Source organism: Mesorhizobium sp. WSM4810, assembly GCF_055811235.1.
In genome coordinates this window covers 1-15,497 of record NZ_JBVVQV010000015.1, presented here as the reverse complement: position 1 = coordinate 15,497, position 15,497 = coordinate 1, and the positions used below count along the sequence as shown (strand labels likewise).

Genomic DNA, 15,497 nt, shown 5'->3' with positions numbered 1-15,497 from the left:
AGCGAGGTCGGATGAGGGGTGTTCCAGCTTGGCACCGTGGGCACTCCGTCCAACACCCCTCATCCGTCTCGGCGCTACACGCCGATCCACCTTCTCCCACAAGGGAGAAGGAAGAGCGCCTCTCAGCTTCCCCGTGCCGCCGCCAGCGCACCCGGCAATTCCTCGGCAAAAATGTCGAGCTCGTGGTCGAGGCCGACGCTGACCCTGATACAACGGTCGAGCACCGGCACCATCGGCTTGCGGATGAACACATCGCGCGACAAAAGCGCCTGCAGCACCTTCAGCGCGAAGGCGCCGTCGCCGCCGCAGTCCATGGTGACGAAATTGGTCGCCGAGGGCAGCGGCTTCAGCCCGTTCGCTTCGGCTATTTCAGCGATGCGCCGGCGGCCGGCAGCGACCCGCGTCACCACGCTTTGCAGATAGTCCTGGTCGGCCAGCGCCTCGACGCCGGCGATCTGCGCCATGCGGCTGACGCCGTAGTGGTTGCGGATTTTCTCGAAATCGCGGATCACCTGGGCGTCGGCCACCGCATAGCCGCAGCGTATGCCGGCCAGCCCGTAGGCTTTCGAGAAGGTGCGCATGCGGATGACGTTCGGCCGTGACACGTCGATCGGCGGCAGCGCCGAGGCAGGGCCCAATTCGCCATAGGCCTCGTCGAGCACCAGCATGGTGGTCTCCGGCAGGGCTTCGATGAAGCGGATGAGCTCCGCCGCCTCCCACCAGCTGCCCATCGGATTGTCCGGGTTGGACAGGTAGAGCAGCGGCGCTTTGTCCCTGGTGACCGCAGCCAACAGGCCGTCGAGGCTTTCCCGGTCGTTCTCGTAGGGGACCGCGACCAGCCGGCCGCCGACGCCGGCAATATGGAAATTGAAGGTCGGATAGGCGCCGAGCGAGGTGACCACCGCGTCGCCCGGCGCCACATACATGCGCGCCACCAGGCTGAGCAACCCGTCTATGCCTTCGCCGACCACCACGTTTTCGACGCCAACGCCAAGATGCGCGGCAACAGCCAGCTTCAAATCGTGATTGTCTGGATCACAATACATCCACATGTCGCGGGCGATGCCGGCCATGCGGGCGATGACGCGCGGCGAGGGGCCAAAACTGCTCTCATTGGCGCCGATGCGGGCGCGAAAGGCGCGGCCGCGATCCCGCTCCTGCGCCTCCGGGCCGACAAACGGCACCGTCGAAGGAAGCGCGCTGACGATCGGCGTGAGGGGAGGGCGCTGGCGCATGGCAAAAGCTCGCTCGAAAAGTGCCTTCTTGCTAGCGCGGCACAGGTGGCCGCGCAAGCTCCCGCCTTGGCTGCAGCCAGCATGCTGGATTCCCCCCGCACTTTTTGCTAGCGAGATATTTCTTTTTGCTAGCGAGATATCATGAACAATCGACTCCCGCCTGCCTGGTCAAAGCACATCAAGCCCGGACCCGCGCCAAAAGTGAAGGGGCCGATAGTGAAGCCTTTGGTGAGCCCGCAGAAAGCAAGCGCCGCCCAATCGCGTGCGCAGGCCGACGACGCATTGCTGAAACAGGCATATGCCTTTCAGCAGGCCAAGCGGCTCGACGAGGCTCAGGACCTATGCCTTCGGGTTCTGGAGCGCACGCCAAACCATCCGCTCGCCTTATACATCCTGGGGACCATATACCTGGGTTACGACGATGAGCGGGCCTTGCGATATTTCGCACGGGCGGTCGGCGAGGAACCTAAAAACCCCTACTACCACCTCAGCCTGGGCGAGGCCTATGTGAAGGTCAGCGAGTATGCGCCAGCAATCAAGCATATGCAGTACGCCCTGGAACTGCAGCCCGGCCTTATCGAAGCACTTTGTGCATTGGGGCGCACTTACACGGCGTTCGACAAGCCCGACATGGCTCTGCCGCTTTACGAGAAGGCGCTGAAAATCAACCGCGATCATCCCAAGGTGCGAGCCGGGCTGGCCAGCGCGCTCAGCGGCCTGGGCCGTATGGATGAAGCCGCCGCCTATCTGAAGCAAGCAATCGCACGTCGTATTGGCGTGCCGGCTGCCTACAACGACCTTGTACAGACGCGAAACTTCACCGAGGAGCCCGAGGAGCTCCAATCCATCCTTCGTGAGCTCGGCAATCCGAAACTTGGTTCGGAAGGCGCGCAGCAACTCCATCACGCCGCCGGCAAGGTGCTGAACGACCTCAAGCGCTATGACGAGGCATTCGACCATTTCAACAAGGCGAAACAGGCCTCCGGCCAAAGGTTCGATATCGATCTGTATCGTCGGTGGGTCGATTCGATGATTGAAACCGTCACGCCGGACTTTTTGGCTGCCAGGGCCGGCTATGGAAATCCTTCCGAAGCGCCTGTGTTCGTGGTTGGCATGCCCCGCTCGGGGACGACGCTCACCGAGCAGATCTGCGCCAGCCATCCCGACGTTCATGGCGCAGGGGAGCTTAGCAAACTGAGTCGGGTTGCTAACGCGATCGGCCTCAAGACATCATCGGCTGGTGATTTGAACCAGCCGATCACCTCGATCACGGAAGACCTGTCCAGAACCTTGGCCGAAGAGCATCTGTCCTATTTGCGGGAGCGGGCGCCTGCCGCACTTCGCGTCGTGGACAAGACGCCGCACAATTTTGAACTGATCGGCCTTATCGGCCTTCTCTTCCCCAACGCACGCATCATTCATTGCCGCCGTGATGCCATCGACAACTGCGTCTCCTGCTTCGTCCTCAACTTCAGCGAGGCACACAGCTACAACACCGACCTGAATACACTAGGCCTGTACTATCGCGAGTATGACCGCCTGATGCGGCACTGGAACGAGGTCTTTCCAGGCCTTATCTTCGAAAATCGCTATGAAACGCTGGTTGAGGACCAGGAAGCCCAGTCGCGCCGCCTGATAGATTATCTCGGGCTGCCTTGGGATGACGCCTGCCTGCGCTTTTTCGACAGGGATGGTTCGGTCAACACGCCCAGCCGCTGGCAGGTTCGCCAACCGATCTACAAATCGTCGGTCAAGCGCTGGAAGAATTATGAAAACGAAATTCAGCCACTGATACAGTCGCTGGGCGATCTTGCTGAGATTTGACCGGGGCTCTCTCCTTCTCCCCTTGTGGGAGAAGGTGGCCGAGCGAAGCTCGGTCGGATGAGGGGTGTTCCAGCTTGGCACCAACCGCACTCCGTCCAACACCCCTCAACCGTCTTGGCGCTGCGCGCCAATCCACCTTCTCCCACAGAGGGAGAAGGAAGAGCCCTGTCCGGCAGGACAGAGGGGGGCGCGAAGGATCGCCGCTGCTTTCATTCTGTGCAGCTGCATTATTCGGCTGAAAACATTCCGGCCTTGACAGCCACGCCGACACGAAAAAAACCCGGCGGTTGCCCGCCGGGTTCGAGTTCAGTCAAACGCTGCTGATTAGAACGAGCGCTGGAAGCGGAGCATGCCGCCGAGGCTGTCTTCGTCGTCCGCACCGGTCCAGTTGGAGAAGTCGGGCTCGTCGAAGTCGCCGGCGTGCAGGTAATCGACTTCGGCCGTGATCGTCAGGCCCGGAACGATGTCATAGGCGATGTTGGCAGCGATGCCGAGGTTTTCGCCTTCGTCATACGAGATCTGGGTGTTGAACGAGGTCTTCTCGTTGATGGTGTAGGTGCCACCGCCCCAGACCGCCCAGTTGCCGCTCCACAGCTTGTACATGCCGCGGCCGCCGGCGACGGGTGTTGCGAAGCCGGGATCCTCGTAGTTGTCGTCAGTGCCGTAGCCGGCCATGATGAACAGCGACAGGTTCTCCATTGGGGTGACGTCGAGGCGAACCTTGCCGGCCACTTCTTCGTAGTTGGCGTCGTAAGCAATGACGCCGGTGATGGCGCCCCAGCCCTGCGTCCACTTCACGCCGCCGACAACATGCGGAACATAGCTGTCGATCGTGAAGTCGCCATAACCTTGTTCGAGCGAGACCACGGCCGAGAAGCCATTGCCGGCGTCGAAGTAGTACTGGACGACGTTGGTGTCGAAACCGCCGTAGGGAACCAGCGTATCCTGGATGACGTTGCCGGCGTAGCCGATGAACGTATCGTAGGCCGATTCGTCTTTACCGACGCGCAGGCCGCCGAGCTGGATCCAGGCGAAGTTCAGCGAAATGCCTTTGTTCTCGGCAGGGTTAGCGACAATGATAGTCTCACCTGGCAGCGGGGGCAGCGGACCGGCGCCGTCCGGATCGGGACCGGGGACGTATGTGCTGCTGACGTGCCGGTTCCGGTTGCCGAAGTTGAAGCGGGTCTCGGTGTAGGTCTTCAAGGTGCCGAGCTCGGTTTCCTGGCCGGTCCAGGTCTTCAGGTTAAAGCGGGCCTGCTTGTAGTACGTGTCCTGGATGTCGCCGTCCTCGACGTCGAAGTTCTCAGCACCGTCGAACGAGCCGACGTCGCCGACGCCGATGTCGTAGCGGACATAGCCGCCGATGCGCAGGCAGGTCTCGGTGCCGGGGATGTAGAAGTAGCCAGCGCCGTAGACGTCGCAGATGCGGACGTATTCAGCGGGTTCCGGCTCGGCGACGACGACGGCGTCGGCGGCGCGCGCACCGGAAACTGCGACCAGAGCCGCAGCGGAGCCAAGAAGAAGGCTCTTGATGTTCATTTTCTGACCTCCAGTCAAAAGTTAAAAAACGGGTCTGGGTATTCTTTGCTGAAGGACAGCGTTCCCTGCCCCATCCCCACTACCGAAAAAGATGCGCACCGCGCCGCTCCTTCGAACCCGACATTACCCATGAGGCGGCGGCGTTCAACAACCATCGCATCGGCGAAAGGTCTGTGCAGGCGCTATCACCTTGCCTTGTTGCACAAATGACACGATTTGGCCTCACTCGGAAAGCTCCCGTTAACCATTGCGCCGCCGGAGACAGGTTGGAGACCCATTGGGCCAGCCCTTGCAATCCGGCCGATTCCGGCAATTGCCTGCCGCAATTGCGGCGATGTCTGTGAGTCGCCGGCCAAGGCATTGCCGCAGAATCGCCGCATGGCGAAAAGCGGCGAGCGCGAAGCGGGATGGCGGAGAGGATGGGATTCGAACCCACGAGAAGCTTTTGACCTCTACTCCCTTAGCAGGGGAGCGCCTTCGACCACTCGGCCACCTCTCCGTTGCGCTGGTGGATAAAGAAAAGCGCCGGCACAATCAACAAGCCTGACCCATTATCGTTGAAAAAACCGGCTCCCGGCGAAGCGTTGCTCGGTCCTGTCCAGAAAAGCGGCGATGGCGCCGGGCAGGCCGCCGGTCTCGAGGAAAGGCGCATGGCCCTGGCCTTCGACCGTGATCGTCTCGACACAAGGATGACGGTTTCGCATCTGTTCGAAGGTCTCGGCGGACAGCAGCTTCGAATTGGCGCCGCGGATGGCGAGCAAGGGTATTGCCGCCAGTGCCTCGAACTGCGGCCACATGTCTGGCAGCTTCTGGGTCAGGTCGAGTCCCGCCAGCGTCTCGACCAGATTCGGATCGAAATCCGGCAATAATCCTCCACCCGTATCTCGGTAGAGCGCCGCTGCCATCCGCTCCCAATCCGCCTCGGTCAGGGCAGGAAAGTCGCTGCCATGCGCGCCGCGCTGGGCGCCGACGGCCTCGGCGTGGGTTTTCGGCTTCGGCGCGCGCTCGAGATAGGAGCGGATATGGGCGAGACCGCCGGCCTCGAGCACCGGGCCGATATCGTTGAGCACGATAGCCCGCAGGACTGCCGGCCGCATCACGCCAAGCACATGGATGATCAGCCCGCCGCGTGACGTGCCGATGAACGCTGCTTCCTCGATGCCCAGCGCCGCCAAGCCGGCGAGGATGTCACCGGCTTCGACGCCGATATTGTAGTGGCCGATATGGGGGTCGTAGGCGGATTGCCCGCGGCCGCGATAGTCGAAAGCGACGATTTTTCGCGGCGTTTGCGCCCGCCGCGACAGATGCAGCGCCAGCTCATGAAAATCGCGGCTATTGCGGGTCAGGCCAGGCAGGCAGACGACCGGCCAGTGGCCGGAATTCGCTTCGCCATAGATGCGGGCGTGGAGTTCAAGCCCGTCCGGCGAGGCGTAGAAGAAGTCGGAAAAATCGATCGACATTTTGGGACTCGATTCCTCGCCGTTGCCGGATCGTCGACTGCTACAGGCGAGGGCGGGCACGGTCAAATCGAAGCGTCATTTTCGAGATGTCGGCGGGACAGCGCCCCGCTCTGTCCTGCCGGACATCTCCCCCTCAAGGGTCCCTCAAGGGGGGAGATTGGCTGTCCCTTTGCTTTTCGCCAATCGCCAACGCTGATAAGGAAGGCGCCGCCAGTGAAACTGCCAACCTCCCCCTTGAGGGGGAGATGCCCGGCAGGGCAGAGGGGGGTGCTTCGCCAAGCCAGCCTTCGCCCGAACGGATCAACTCCGCCCGTTCACCAAATCCCCGACAATGTCGTACTTGCCGGAAATGCGCATCTTATAGACTTCGTAATTCTCCATCACGCGCTGGACGTAACTTCTTGTTTCGGTATAGGGAATCCGCTCGATCCAGTCGACGACGGCGTCGATGTCCTTGCCGCGCGGGTCGCCATATCTGGCCACCCACTGGGCGGCGCGGCCGGGACCGGCATTGTAGCCGGCGAAGGTCAGCACATAGGAGCCGTCGAAGCGGCCGAGCTGCTCGCCGAGGAAGGCGGCGCCCAAGGTCGCGTTGTAGCCGGCGTCGGTGGTCAGCCGCGCCTGCGAGAAGGTCATTCCGGCCTTGTCAGCCAATTGCCTGGCGGTCGCCGGCATCAGCTGCAGCAGCCCACGTGCGCCGGCGCTGGAGACGGCGCCGATGTTGAACTCGCTTTCCTGGCGGGCGATCGCATAGGCCAGCGCCTTGCCGGAGCCGGAAATATTGGCGGTCTCGGGAATGACGCCGAGCGGATGCGAAAGCGCCCCGACATCGATGCCGCGCGCGCCGGCGATCTTGCCGACTTTCAGTGCCAGGAAGTGATTGCCCTGCTTTTCCGCCATCGCGGCCAGCAGCGCCAGCTCTCCGGGACTGCTCAGCTGTCCGGCGAGGTCGCGGTAAAGCGTGTCGGCGTAGCGCTGATAGCCCGCCTGCTGCAGTCGCTTGATGGCGCTGACCGCCTCGCGGCTGGAAAAATTCCGGTGATCGGTGGCGCTCGGCTGCGGATGGGCGATGTTGAGGACCTGCCGGCCGACGCGCTCGCCGGCGAGCTGGCCGTAGAACGTCGTGCCGTAAACTGCGGCACGGCTAAAATAATCCCTGGCGCTGCCGGGGCCGCCGGCTTCGGCCGTACGGCCGAGCCAGTAGTAGGCGCGCGACAGCGATATCGGCCCCTGGGCGAGACCGGCGATCCGCTCAAAATGCTTGGCAGCGGTGGTGGGATCGTTGAGGCCGCGCAATGCGTACCAGCCGGCATGAAACTCCGCATCCGCCACGTTGGCAGCAGTTTCGCCGGCGTGTGCGGCGACTATCCTGTAGGCGGTCTTCATGTCGCCCTGGTCGACCAGTTCGCGCGAAAGCACCCGGCGCTCGGCCCACCAGGCATCCGGGTCGATCAGAGCGTTGCGGTCGCTCGGCGCCTTCATCACCATTGCGGCGGCGTCGGAAAACTTCTGCTGCTTGCGCAGATATTGGGCTTGGGCGAAGAGATAGCCGGCCGAACGCTGCGCGGCGGGCACCACCTTCAGCAGTCTGGCCGCGTTCTTGTCGCCCGCATTCTTGTCGCCCTTGTCCGCCGCGGCCCAGGCGTCGGCCAGCTGCCGGGCGCCGGCAAGGCCGGCGACGCGCAGCGCCGAATTGACCCGGTCGGCATAAAACATGCGCTCCATGCGGAAACGGTGGTCGGCTGCGGGGATCAGCGTGCCGAATTCCTGGATGATCGCCGCCTCGTCCCTGGCTTGCAGTTTCTCGGTGCGCCAGAAAGGCGACAGCACCGAGCGCGCCGCCTGGACGTTGCCCTGCGACACATAGGAGCGGGCGAGGATCACCACGCCCTCGGCTGTTTGCGGCTGGCTGCCGCCGAATGCCTGCACCACGATCTCAGGCGCGGGGTTCTCGCGGTAGAGCGCGCGCTCGCTGTTCTTGCGCAAGGCGATCATGCCCGGCCAGTTCGGCAGCATTTTCGCAGCATCGGCGATGTCACCGCTTGGCACCTTGTCGCCGCCATAGAACGCGATCGCCCAGGCAAGGATGTGCTGGTCGAGCGAATTGACCGGCAGGGCGTCGCGCACCTGGCGCGCACCGGCAATGTCGTTTGCCGCCAGCGCATCGAGGCCGCTTTTCAACCTGGCGACGCTGGCGGGTGGGGATTCCGGACCCTGCAGACCGGTATCCAGCAGGTTTGGCTTCGGAATGGTCGACGTGACCTGTGCATCGACCTTGCCGGCGGCCACAAGGGTCGGCGTCAACAGGAGAATTGCGCCAAGCAGCGCGAAAAAATGAGGCTGCCGGGTCGGCATCGTCTTCTCATTTCCTGTCTTGCACAATCACCAACAGGCACAGATCAACTGAAGCCTAGTTGGCTGTGGTGAAGAGCCTGTAAACGGGGCTATCGAAGTCGTTCAAATTGCGCTTGCTGGCATTCTTGTCATGCTTGCCGCGCAACAATGTCGAGACTATGGTGCGCCGCTTCGCTTTCGGGTAGAAGGCGCGCACGACAAAACACCTGCAGCACCGCGCGTCATCTCGGATGCGCAAGGGACGCTGTGGCACTTTAAATTTGGCGCATGATCTTTCCGTGAATCGGCTCCGATTTTCGGGCTCGTGCGCCAGTCCCAAGGAGTTGGACGACATGCTGAGAGGCTCGCTTACCGCGCTCGTGACACCGTTCGAAAAGAGCGGCCGTTTCGACGAGAAAGCGTTTCGCGCCTTCATCGCCTGGCAGATCGCTGAAGGCACGACCGGCGTGGTTCCGGTCGGCACCACCGGCGAGTCGCCGACGCTGTCGCATGACGAGCACCGCCACGTCGTCAAAGTATGCGTCGAGGTGGCAAAGGGCCGCGTTCCGGTCGTCGCCGGCGCCGGCTCCAACAACACCGAGGAGGCGGTTGGCCTGGTGCAATATGCCGAGAAGGCGGGCGCCGACGCGGCACTCGTCGTCACGCCCTACTACAACCGGCCGACGCAGCGCGGCCTCTATGCGCATTTCGCTGCCGTCGCCAAAGCGACCAGCCTGCCGATCATCATCTACAACATTCCGCCGCGCTCGGTGATCGACATGATGCCCGAGACGATGGGCCAGCTGGTGCATGACTTCAAGAATATCGTCGGCGTCAAGGACGCCACCGGCAAGGTCGAGCGGGTTTCCGAGCAGCGTGCCACCTGTGGCAAAGATTTCATCCAGCTTTCCGGCGAGGACGCCTCGGCACTCGGTTTCAACGCCCATGGCGGCGTCGGCTGCATCTCGGTGACGGCGAATGTCGCGCCGCGGCTGTGCGCCGAATTCCAGGAGGCGACGCTTTCCGGCGACAACGCCAAGGCGCTGGACTTGCAGGACCGCCTGCTGCCGCTGCACAAGGCGATTTTCCTGGAACCCGGCGTGTCCGGCGCAAAATATGCGCTGTCGAAGCTCGGCAAGGTCGAGAATGTGTTGCGTTCGCCGCTGGTCACCGTCGAGCAGTCGACCGCCGAGAAGATCGATGCGGCCATGAAGCACGCTGGCTTGATTAACTAGCGAGCCCGTTTGGAAACTCTACTCCTGCGGCCAACTGAAGGCGTCACCTGCGCTTCCGGTGCTCACGTACTATATGTACGCTCCGCTCCGGTTCGCGCATGGCCCCGAAAGCGTTCGCTTTCGGAAAGGACCATGCGCAAACTCAGACTTCTAGAGCGTCCTTTGCGCGTTTAAAAAAGCGCGGCGCTCTAGTGGCACCATCATCTGACTCGCAGGAGCGAGTTTCGAAACGGACTATAGACGTCATGAACCAGGTCAGAAAAGCCGATCCCAACAACAAGACCGTTGCGGAAAACCGCAAGGCGCGGTTTTCCTACGAGGTGCTCGACACGATCGAGGCCGGCTTGGTGCTGACCGGCACCGAGGTGAAGTCGCTGCGCCAGGGCCAGGCCAACATCCAGGACAGCTACGCCTCGGTCGAGGGCGGCGAGATCTGGCTGATCAACTCCTATCTGCCGGAATATCTGCAGGCCAACCGCTTCAACCATGAGCCGCGCCGGCGCCGCAAACTCCTGCTCAACAAGCGCGAGATGGCCAAGCTGTCGCAGAGTGTCGATCGCGAAGGCATGACGCTGGTGCCGCTAAAAATCTATTTCAATGAAAAGGGCCGGGCGAAGCTTTTGCTCGCCGTCGGCCGTGGCAAGAAACTGCACGACAAGCGCGAGACCGAAAAGCAGCGCGACTGGTCGCGCGAAAAGGGCCGGCTGCTGAAGGAGCGTGGGTAGGCCGGGAGCCACTCTTTTGAAGAACCGGATGAGGAACCGAATTGTCCTTTGGGGTGCGGCCAGCCTGATCCTGGCGTGCCTTGTCACGGCCGCCGGCTATTTCTACTTCCAGCCGTTTTCTCCGGACCGCGGCAAATATCCGGTCAGGGGCATCGACGTTTCCCATCACCAGCGACAGATCGACTGGCGGCGTGTTGCCGCCGACGATGTCGCCTTCGCCATCATCAAGGCAACTGAAGGCGGCGACCACGTCGACCATGCCTTCGCGGCCAATCTGCGTGAGGCGCGTGCGGCTGGTCTGGCGGTCGGCGCCTATCATTTCTTCACCTTCTGCCGGCCTGGCGCCGATCAGGCGAAGAATTTCATCTCCGTCGTGCCGAGCGATCAAGCGCTGCTGCCGCCGGTGGTTGATATCGAATTCGTCGGCAATTGCCCGCGACGGCCATCGCCCGAAGAATTGAGCGTTGAACTCTCGGCTTTCCTCGGCCCTGTCGAGGCAGCTTTCGGCAAGACGGCGATCCTTTACGTGACCGACGACGCGGCACGGGCCTATACCAGCCAGATCGTCGGCCGCCTGCGCTGGGTTCGTTCGCTGGCGCTGCAGCCAGGTCATGACGACTGGATCTATTGGCAGTACCACGACAGCGGTCGCGTCGACGGCATCACCGGGGATGTCGATCTGAATGTGCTTCAGGGCGGGCCGGAGAAATTGGCCGAGCTGTTTGCGTCACCGCCCGAATCTATCTCTCCAGAAACGCCGCTATCTCCCTGAAGACGTTGACGAACATTGCTTCCGTCAGCACGCCGGTGTTGGTGTTGTAGCGCGAGCAATGATAGCTGGAAAACAGCGTCACGCCATTGGTTTGCTGCTGCCCGCCATGCTTGAACGGATAAGCGGCGACACGCTGGCCGAGCGCCCGCACGGTCGACTGGTGCGCGATCGAGCCCAGCGCCAGCACGGCGCGCAGGTTCTTGAACCGCGCGATCGTCGGCACCAGGAACGTCCGGCAGGTGGCAATCTCGGCGCCGGCCGGCTTGTTGTCCGGCGGCACGCAGCGAACTGCATTGGTAATCGCCGTGCCGACAAGCTCCAGCCCGTCATCGGGCCGCGCCTTGAATTGGCCACGGGCAAAGCCGTGTGCGATCAGCGTGTTGTAGAGCAGGTCGCCGGCAAAATCGCCGGTGAAGGGGCGTCCGGTGCGGTTTGCGCCGCGCAGGCCCGGCGCCAGTCCGACGATCAGCAGCCGCACCGCATCCTCGCCCTCGGGTGGCAGAAAGGTCGGCACTGGTGCATTGAACCAGGACGGCTCGCGCTGCCGCCATTGCGCGATAAAATCATGCAGCCGCGGGCAGAGCGGGCAATCGCGGTCGGGCTCGGAGGACGCGACCAGGGGAGCGGTCAAGACCGCCGCCGTCAATACTCGTCCTCGTCGACTTCGGCCGGTTCGGGCCGGCGCACCGGCCGCTCTGACGGATCGCGGCCGACATCGCTCTTCAAGGTAATCAGGTCGATGAAATGATCGGCCTGGCGGCGCAGATCGTCGGAAATCATCGGCGGCTGCGACGCCATGGTCGAGACGATCGAGACCTTGCGCCCGCGCCGCTGCAGCGCCTCGACCAGCGTGCGGAAATCGCCGTCGCCGGAAAAGATGACATAGTGGTCGACGACATCGGCGAGTTCCAGCGCATCGACGGTCAGCTCGATGTCCATATTGCCCTTGATCTTGCGGCGGCCGGTCGAGTCGGTGAACTCCTTGGCCGGCTTGGTCACCACCTTGAAGCCATTATAGTCGAGCCAATCGATCAGCGGCCGGATCGAGGAATATTCCTGGTCCTCGACCAGCGCGGTGTAGTAGTAGGCACGCAGCAGGTAGCCGCGCTTCTGGAAGTTCGACAAAAGCCTGCGGTAGTCGATGTCGAAGCCGAGCGCGCGCGACGTGGCGTAAAGATTGGCACCGTCGATGAAAAGGGCGATTTTCTCACGAGGGTCGAACATGGAAATATTCCTTTTCGAAAATATGCGGTCGTCTAAATGCGCGTGACTATCGGTCAGCTTGAAATAACCGGCTGACCTTCGTCATTCGAGATAACGCCGGTTTTACGGCAATCCAAGGGTATGATGCTGCATAGCAAGCAATTGTGATCGGTGCCGCATGTCGCAGGCGGCGCGCGCCCAGACTGGCCTTGGCCAGACCCCGAGCCCAGGCCCCCAGGCCCGGCATTGTCCGGCACTGCCAAAAAGCTTGTATTTTGGCGGCGTTCGGGTTATGGACCGCGCCTGTTTTCCATCAAATCCAGGCATGAAAGGGGCAGCTCATGGCCCGCGTAACCGTTGAAGATTGCATCGACAAGGTCAACAACCGCTTCGAGCTCGTGCTTCTGGCCGGCCACCGCGCCCGTCAGATCAGCCAGGGCGCGCAGATCACCGTTCCTCGTGACAACGACAAGAATCCGGTCATCGCGCTGCGCGAGATCGCCGAGGAGACATTGTCGCCCGACGACCTCAAGGAAGACCTGATCCACTCGCTGCAGAAGCATGTCGAGGTCGATGAGCCGGAAGCCGACGGCGAGGCGATCGCCGACCAGACCGGTACCGCCGCTGCGGCAACTGACGCCGACGACACCGAGGACAACATCACCTTCGACCGCATGACCGAGGAAGACCTCCTGGCCGGCATCGAAGGTCTGGTGCCGCCGGAAAAAAGCGACGATTATTGATCTTCCCACCGGCCGCCGACACTTTCGCGCCGGCGGTTTCGTGGTTATCTATGACATGCGCCGTACGCCAGTGCGGCGCATGATTCATTTCTGCACTGCGAGATCCCGCCCATGATGCGTCAGTATGAGCTTGTCGAGCGCGTCCAGCGCTACAAGCCTGACGTCAACGAGGCGCTGCTCAACAAGGCCTATGTCTACGCCATGCAGAAGCATGGTCACCAGAAGCGCGCCTCCGGCGATCCCTATTTCTCGCATCCGCTCGAAGTCGCCGCCATCCTCACCGAAATGCACATGGATGAGGCGACCATCGCGGTTGCCTTGCTGCACGACACCATCGAGGACACCACGGCGACCAGGGCCGAGATCGACGAGCTGTTCGGTCCGGAAATGGGCAAACTGGTCGAAGGCCTGACCAAGCTGAAGAAACTCGACCTCGTCTCCAAGAAGGCCGAGCAGGCGGAAAACCTGCGCAAGCTGTTGCTGGCGATATCAGAAGACGTTCGCGTGCTTCTGGTCAAGCTTGCCGACCGCTTGCATAACATGCGCACCCTCGACCATGTCCCCGAAGCCAAGCGCCTGCGCATCGCCGAGGAAACGATGGATATCTATGCGCCGCTGGCCGGGCGCATGGGCATGCAAGGCATGCGCGAGGAGCTCGAGGAGATCGCCTTCCGCTTCATCAATCCGGAAGCCTACCGCGCCGTCACCGCGCGGCTCGCGGAAATCTTCGAGCGCAACAAGGATGTGCTGTCCGAGATCGAGAAGGCGCTATCCACGCTGTTCGACAAATATGCGATCAAGGCCGAGGTCAAGAGCCGTCAGAAGAAGCCGTGGTCGGTGTTCCGCAAGATGGAGGCCAAGGCGCTGTCCTTCGAGCAGCTGTCCGACATTTTCGGCTTTCGCGTCGTCGTCGATACTGTCGAGGACTGCTACCGGGCGCTCGGCGCCATCCACACGACATGGTCGATGGTGCCCGGCCGCTTCAAGGACTACATCTCGACGCCGAAGCAGAACGACTACCGTTCGATCCACACCACCATCGTCGGACCGTCGCGCCAGCGCGTCGAGCTACAGATCCGCACCTATCAGATGAACAAGATCGCCGAATATGGCGTTGCCGCGCATTCTATCTACAAGGACAGCGGCGGCAAGGTGAACGGCACTGCCCATGCGATCTCGAAGGAGACCAACGCCTATGCCTGGCTGCGGCGCACCATCGAGCAGCTTGCCGAAGGCGACAATCCCGAGGACTTCCTCGAAAACACCAAGCTCGAGTTGTTCCAGGACCAGGTTTTCTGCTTCACGCCCAAGGGCATGCTGATCGCGCTGCCGCGAGGCGCGACGCCGATCGATTTCGCCTACGCCGTGCACACCGATGTCGGTGACACCTGCGTCGGCGCCAAGGTCAACGGCCGCATCATGCCGCTGATGACCGAACTGAAGAATGGCGACGAGGTCGAGATCATCCGCTCCAAGGCGCAGGTGCCGCCGGCGGCATGGGAATCGGTCGTCGTCACCGGCAAGGCGCGCTCGGCGATCCGCCGCGCCACCAAGAACGCCATCCGCAAGCAGTATTCGGGTCTCGGCATCCGCATACTGGAACGTGCTTTCGAACGGTCAGGCAAAATTTTTACCAAGGAAAGCTTGAAATCGGTGCTTCATCGGCTGGCACGCAAGGACATCGAGGATGTGCTGGCCTCTGTCGGCCGCGGCGAACTTGCCTCTACCGATGTCATCAAGGCGGTGTTTCCCGACTACAAGGACGAGCGCATCACGCTGGCGGCGCCCAAGCAGCGCGAGGAGGGCTGGTCGAAGATCCGCAACGCCGCCGGCATGCTGTTCCAGATTCCGGGCCGCGCCGCACGCAAGGACAAGGACCAACCAAGGGACGGCGCCGTACCGATCCGCGGCGTGCGCGGCGACCTGCCGGTGCGCTTCGCGCCGGAAGGTGCCGTGCCCGGCGACCGCATCGTCGGCATCGTGCAGCCGGGGACCGGCATCACCATCTATCCGATCCAGTCGCCGGCGCTGCAGGCCTTCGACGACCAGCCAGAACGCTGGATCGACGTGCGCTGGGACATTGACGAGCGCACCAAGGAGCGGTTTCCGGCGCGCGTCTCGGTCACCGCCATCAACGCGCCGGGCTCGCTGGCCGACATTGCGCAGGTCGTTGCATCCAACGACGCCAACATCCATACATTGTCGATGGTGCGCACCGCGCCTGATTTCACCGAAATGCTGATCGATCTCGAAGTCTGGGACCTGAAGCACCTGAACCGGCTGCTGTCGCAGCTCAAGGACAATTCGAGCGTCAGCGACGCACGGCGGGTGAATGGGTGAATGGCGAGAGTAGTGAATAGTGAATAGTGAATAGTGAATAGTGAATAGTGAATAGTGAATAGTGAATAGTGAATAGTGAATAGTGAA

At 62.2% G+C, this 15,497-nt stretch carries 13 protein-coding genes and 1 tRNA gene; 6 read left to right on the top strand and 8 right to left on the bottom strand.

Translation table 11 applies throughout. From position 1 onward, the window contains the following. Window positions 1-122: 122 nt before the first annotated feature. On the bottom strand, window positions 123-1,235 hold the full coding sequence (locus AC0L3O_RS21025) for a pyridoxal phosphate-dependent aminotransferase (RefSeq protein WP_473477320.1): 1,113 nt from the start codon (window positions 1,233-1,235) through the stop codon (window positions 123-125). Between the two features lie 141 nt (window positions 1,236-1,376). On the opposite strand from AC0L3O_RS21025, the gene AC0L3O_RS21020 reads away from it, so the two are divergent. Further along, window positions 1,377-3,059, top strand: coding sequence for a tetratricopeptide repeat-containing sulfotransferase family protein (locus tag AC0L3O_RS21020; protein ID WP_473616501.1), 1,683 nt, complete (start codon window positions 1,377-1,379; stop codon window positions 3,057-3,059). 324 nt (window positions 3,060-3,383) lie between these two features. On the opposite strand, the gene AC0L3O_RS21015 is transcribed toward AC0L3O_RS21020, so the two are convergent. The 5 genes from AC0L3O_RS21015 to AC0L3O_RS20995 all read right to left on the bottom strand — a co-directional run bounded on the left by AC0L3O_RS21015 (window position 3,384) and on the right by AC0L3O_RS20995 (window position 8,609). Beyond that, entirely contained in the window at window positions 3,384-4,598 is a 1,215-nt protein-coding gene (locus tag AC0L3O_RS21015) for a porin (protein WP_128168083.1), read from the bottom strand. 408 nt (window positions 4,599-5,006) lie between these two features. Continuing rightward, window positions 5,007-5,097: transfer RNA gene (locus tag AC0L3O_RS21010), tRNA-Ser, on the bottom strand. A gap of 52 nt (window positions 5,098-5,149) precedes the next feature. Next, a complete protein-coding gene (locus tag AC0L3O_RS21005; protein ID WP_473616500.1) occupies window positions 5,150-6,058 on the bottom strand; it encodes an alpha/beta fold hydrolase in 909 nt (302 codons plus the stop codon). A gap of 300 nt (window positions 6,059-6,358) precedes the next feature. After that, window positions 6,359-8,413 carry a lytic transglycosylase domain-containing protein gene (locus tag AC0L3O_RS21000; RefSeq protein ID WP_473616499.1) on the bottom strand — a complete coding sequence of 685 codons (2,055 nt, stop codon included), beginning with the start codon at window positions 8,411-8,413 and terminating at the stop codon, window positions 6,359-6,361. Between the two features lie 55 nt (window positions 8,414-8,468). Further along, complete coding sequence (locus AC0L3O_RS20995; RefSeq protein ID WP_473616497.1) at window positions 8,469-8,609, bottom strand: hypothetical protein; 141 nt, start codon at window positions 8,607-8,609, stop codon at window positions 8,469-8,471. A 136-nt stretch (window positions 8,610-8,745) separates the two neighbouring features. Here AC0L3O_RS20995 and dapA point away from each other — a divergent pair, with 136 nt between their 5' ends. From dapA to AC0L3O_RS20980, 3 genes are all read left to right on the top strand, one after another. Continuing rightward, on the top strand, window positions 8,746-9,627 hold the full coding sequence (dapA, locus tag AC0L3O_RS20990) for a 4-hydroxy-tetrahydrodipicolinate synthase (protein WP_023800777.1): 882 nt from the start codon (window positions 8,746-8,748) through the stop codon (window positions 9,625-9,627). A 245-nt stretch (window positions 9,628-9,872) separates the two neighbouring features. Continuing rightward, a complete protein-coding gene (smpB, locus tag AC0L3O_RS20985) occupies window positions 9,873-10,352 on the top strand; it encodes an SsrA-binding protein SmpB (RefSeq protein WP_128172698.1) in 480 nt (159 codons plus the stop codon). 28 nt (window positions 10,353-10,380) lie between these two features. Further along, entirely contained in the window at window positions 10,381-11,124 is a 744-nt protein-coding gene (locus AC0L3O_RS20980; RefSeq protein WP_473616496.1) for a glycoside hydrolase family 25 protein, read from the top strand. Here AC0L3O_RS20980 and AC0L3O_RS20975 read toward each other — a convergent pair. After that, on the bottom strand, window positions 11,093-11,770 hold the full coding sequence (locus AC0L3O_RS20975; RefSeq protein ID WP_373420431.1) for a uracil-DNA glycosylase: 678 nt from the start codon (window positions 11,768-11,770) through the stop codon (window positions 11,093-11,095). The two genes, AC0L3O_RS20980 and AC0L3O_RS20975, sit on opposite strands and share 32 nt — an antisense overlap. After that, window positions 11,767-12,348 (bottom strand): LabA-like NYN domain-containing protein, encoded by a 582-nt coding sequence (locus AC0L3O_RS20970; RefSeq protein WP_023800773.1) that lies wholly within the window; start codon window positions 12,346-12,348, stop codon window positions 11,767-11,769. The genes AC0L3O_RS20975 and AC0L3O_RS20970 overlap by 4 nt, the downstream gene beginning before the upstream one ends. Before the next feature lie 320 nt (window positions 12,349-12,668). Here AC0L3O_RS20970 and rpoZ point away from each other — a divergent pair, with 320 nt between their 5' ends. Both rpoZ and AC0L3O_RS20960 read left to right on the top strand, forming a co-directional pair. Beyond that, entirely contained in the window at window positions 12,669-13,070 is a 402-nt protein-coding gene (gene rpoZ / locus AC0L3O_RS20965) for a DNA-directed RNA polymerase subunit omega (RefSeq protein WP_023800772.1), read from the top strand. 111 nt (window positions 13,071-13,181) lie between these two features. Continuing rightward, complete coding sequence (locus AC0L3O_RS20960) at window positions 13,182-15,410, top strand: RelA/SpoT family protein (protein WP_023800771.1); 2,229 nt, start codon at window positions 13,182-13,184, stop codon at window positions 15,408-15,410. The last annotated feature ends 87 nt before the right edge of the window (window positions 15,411-15,497 follow it).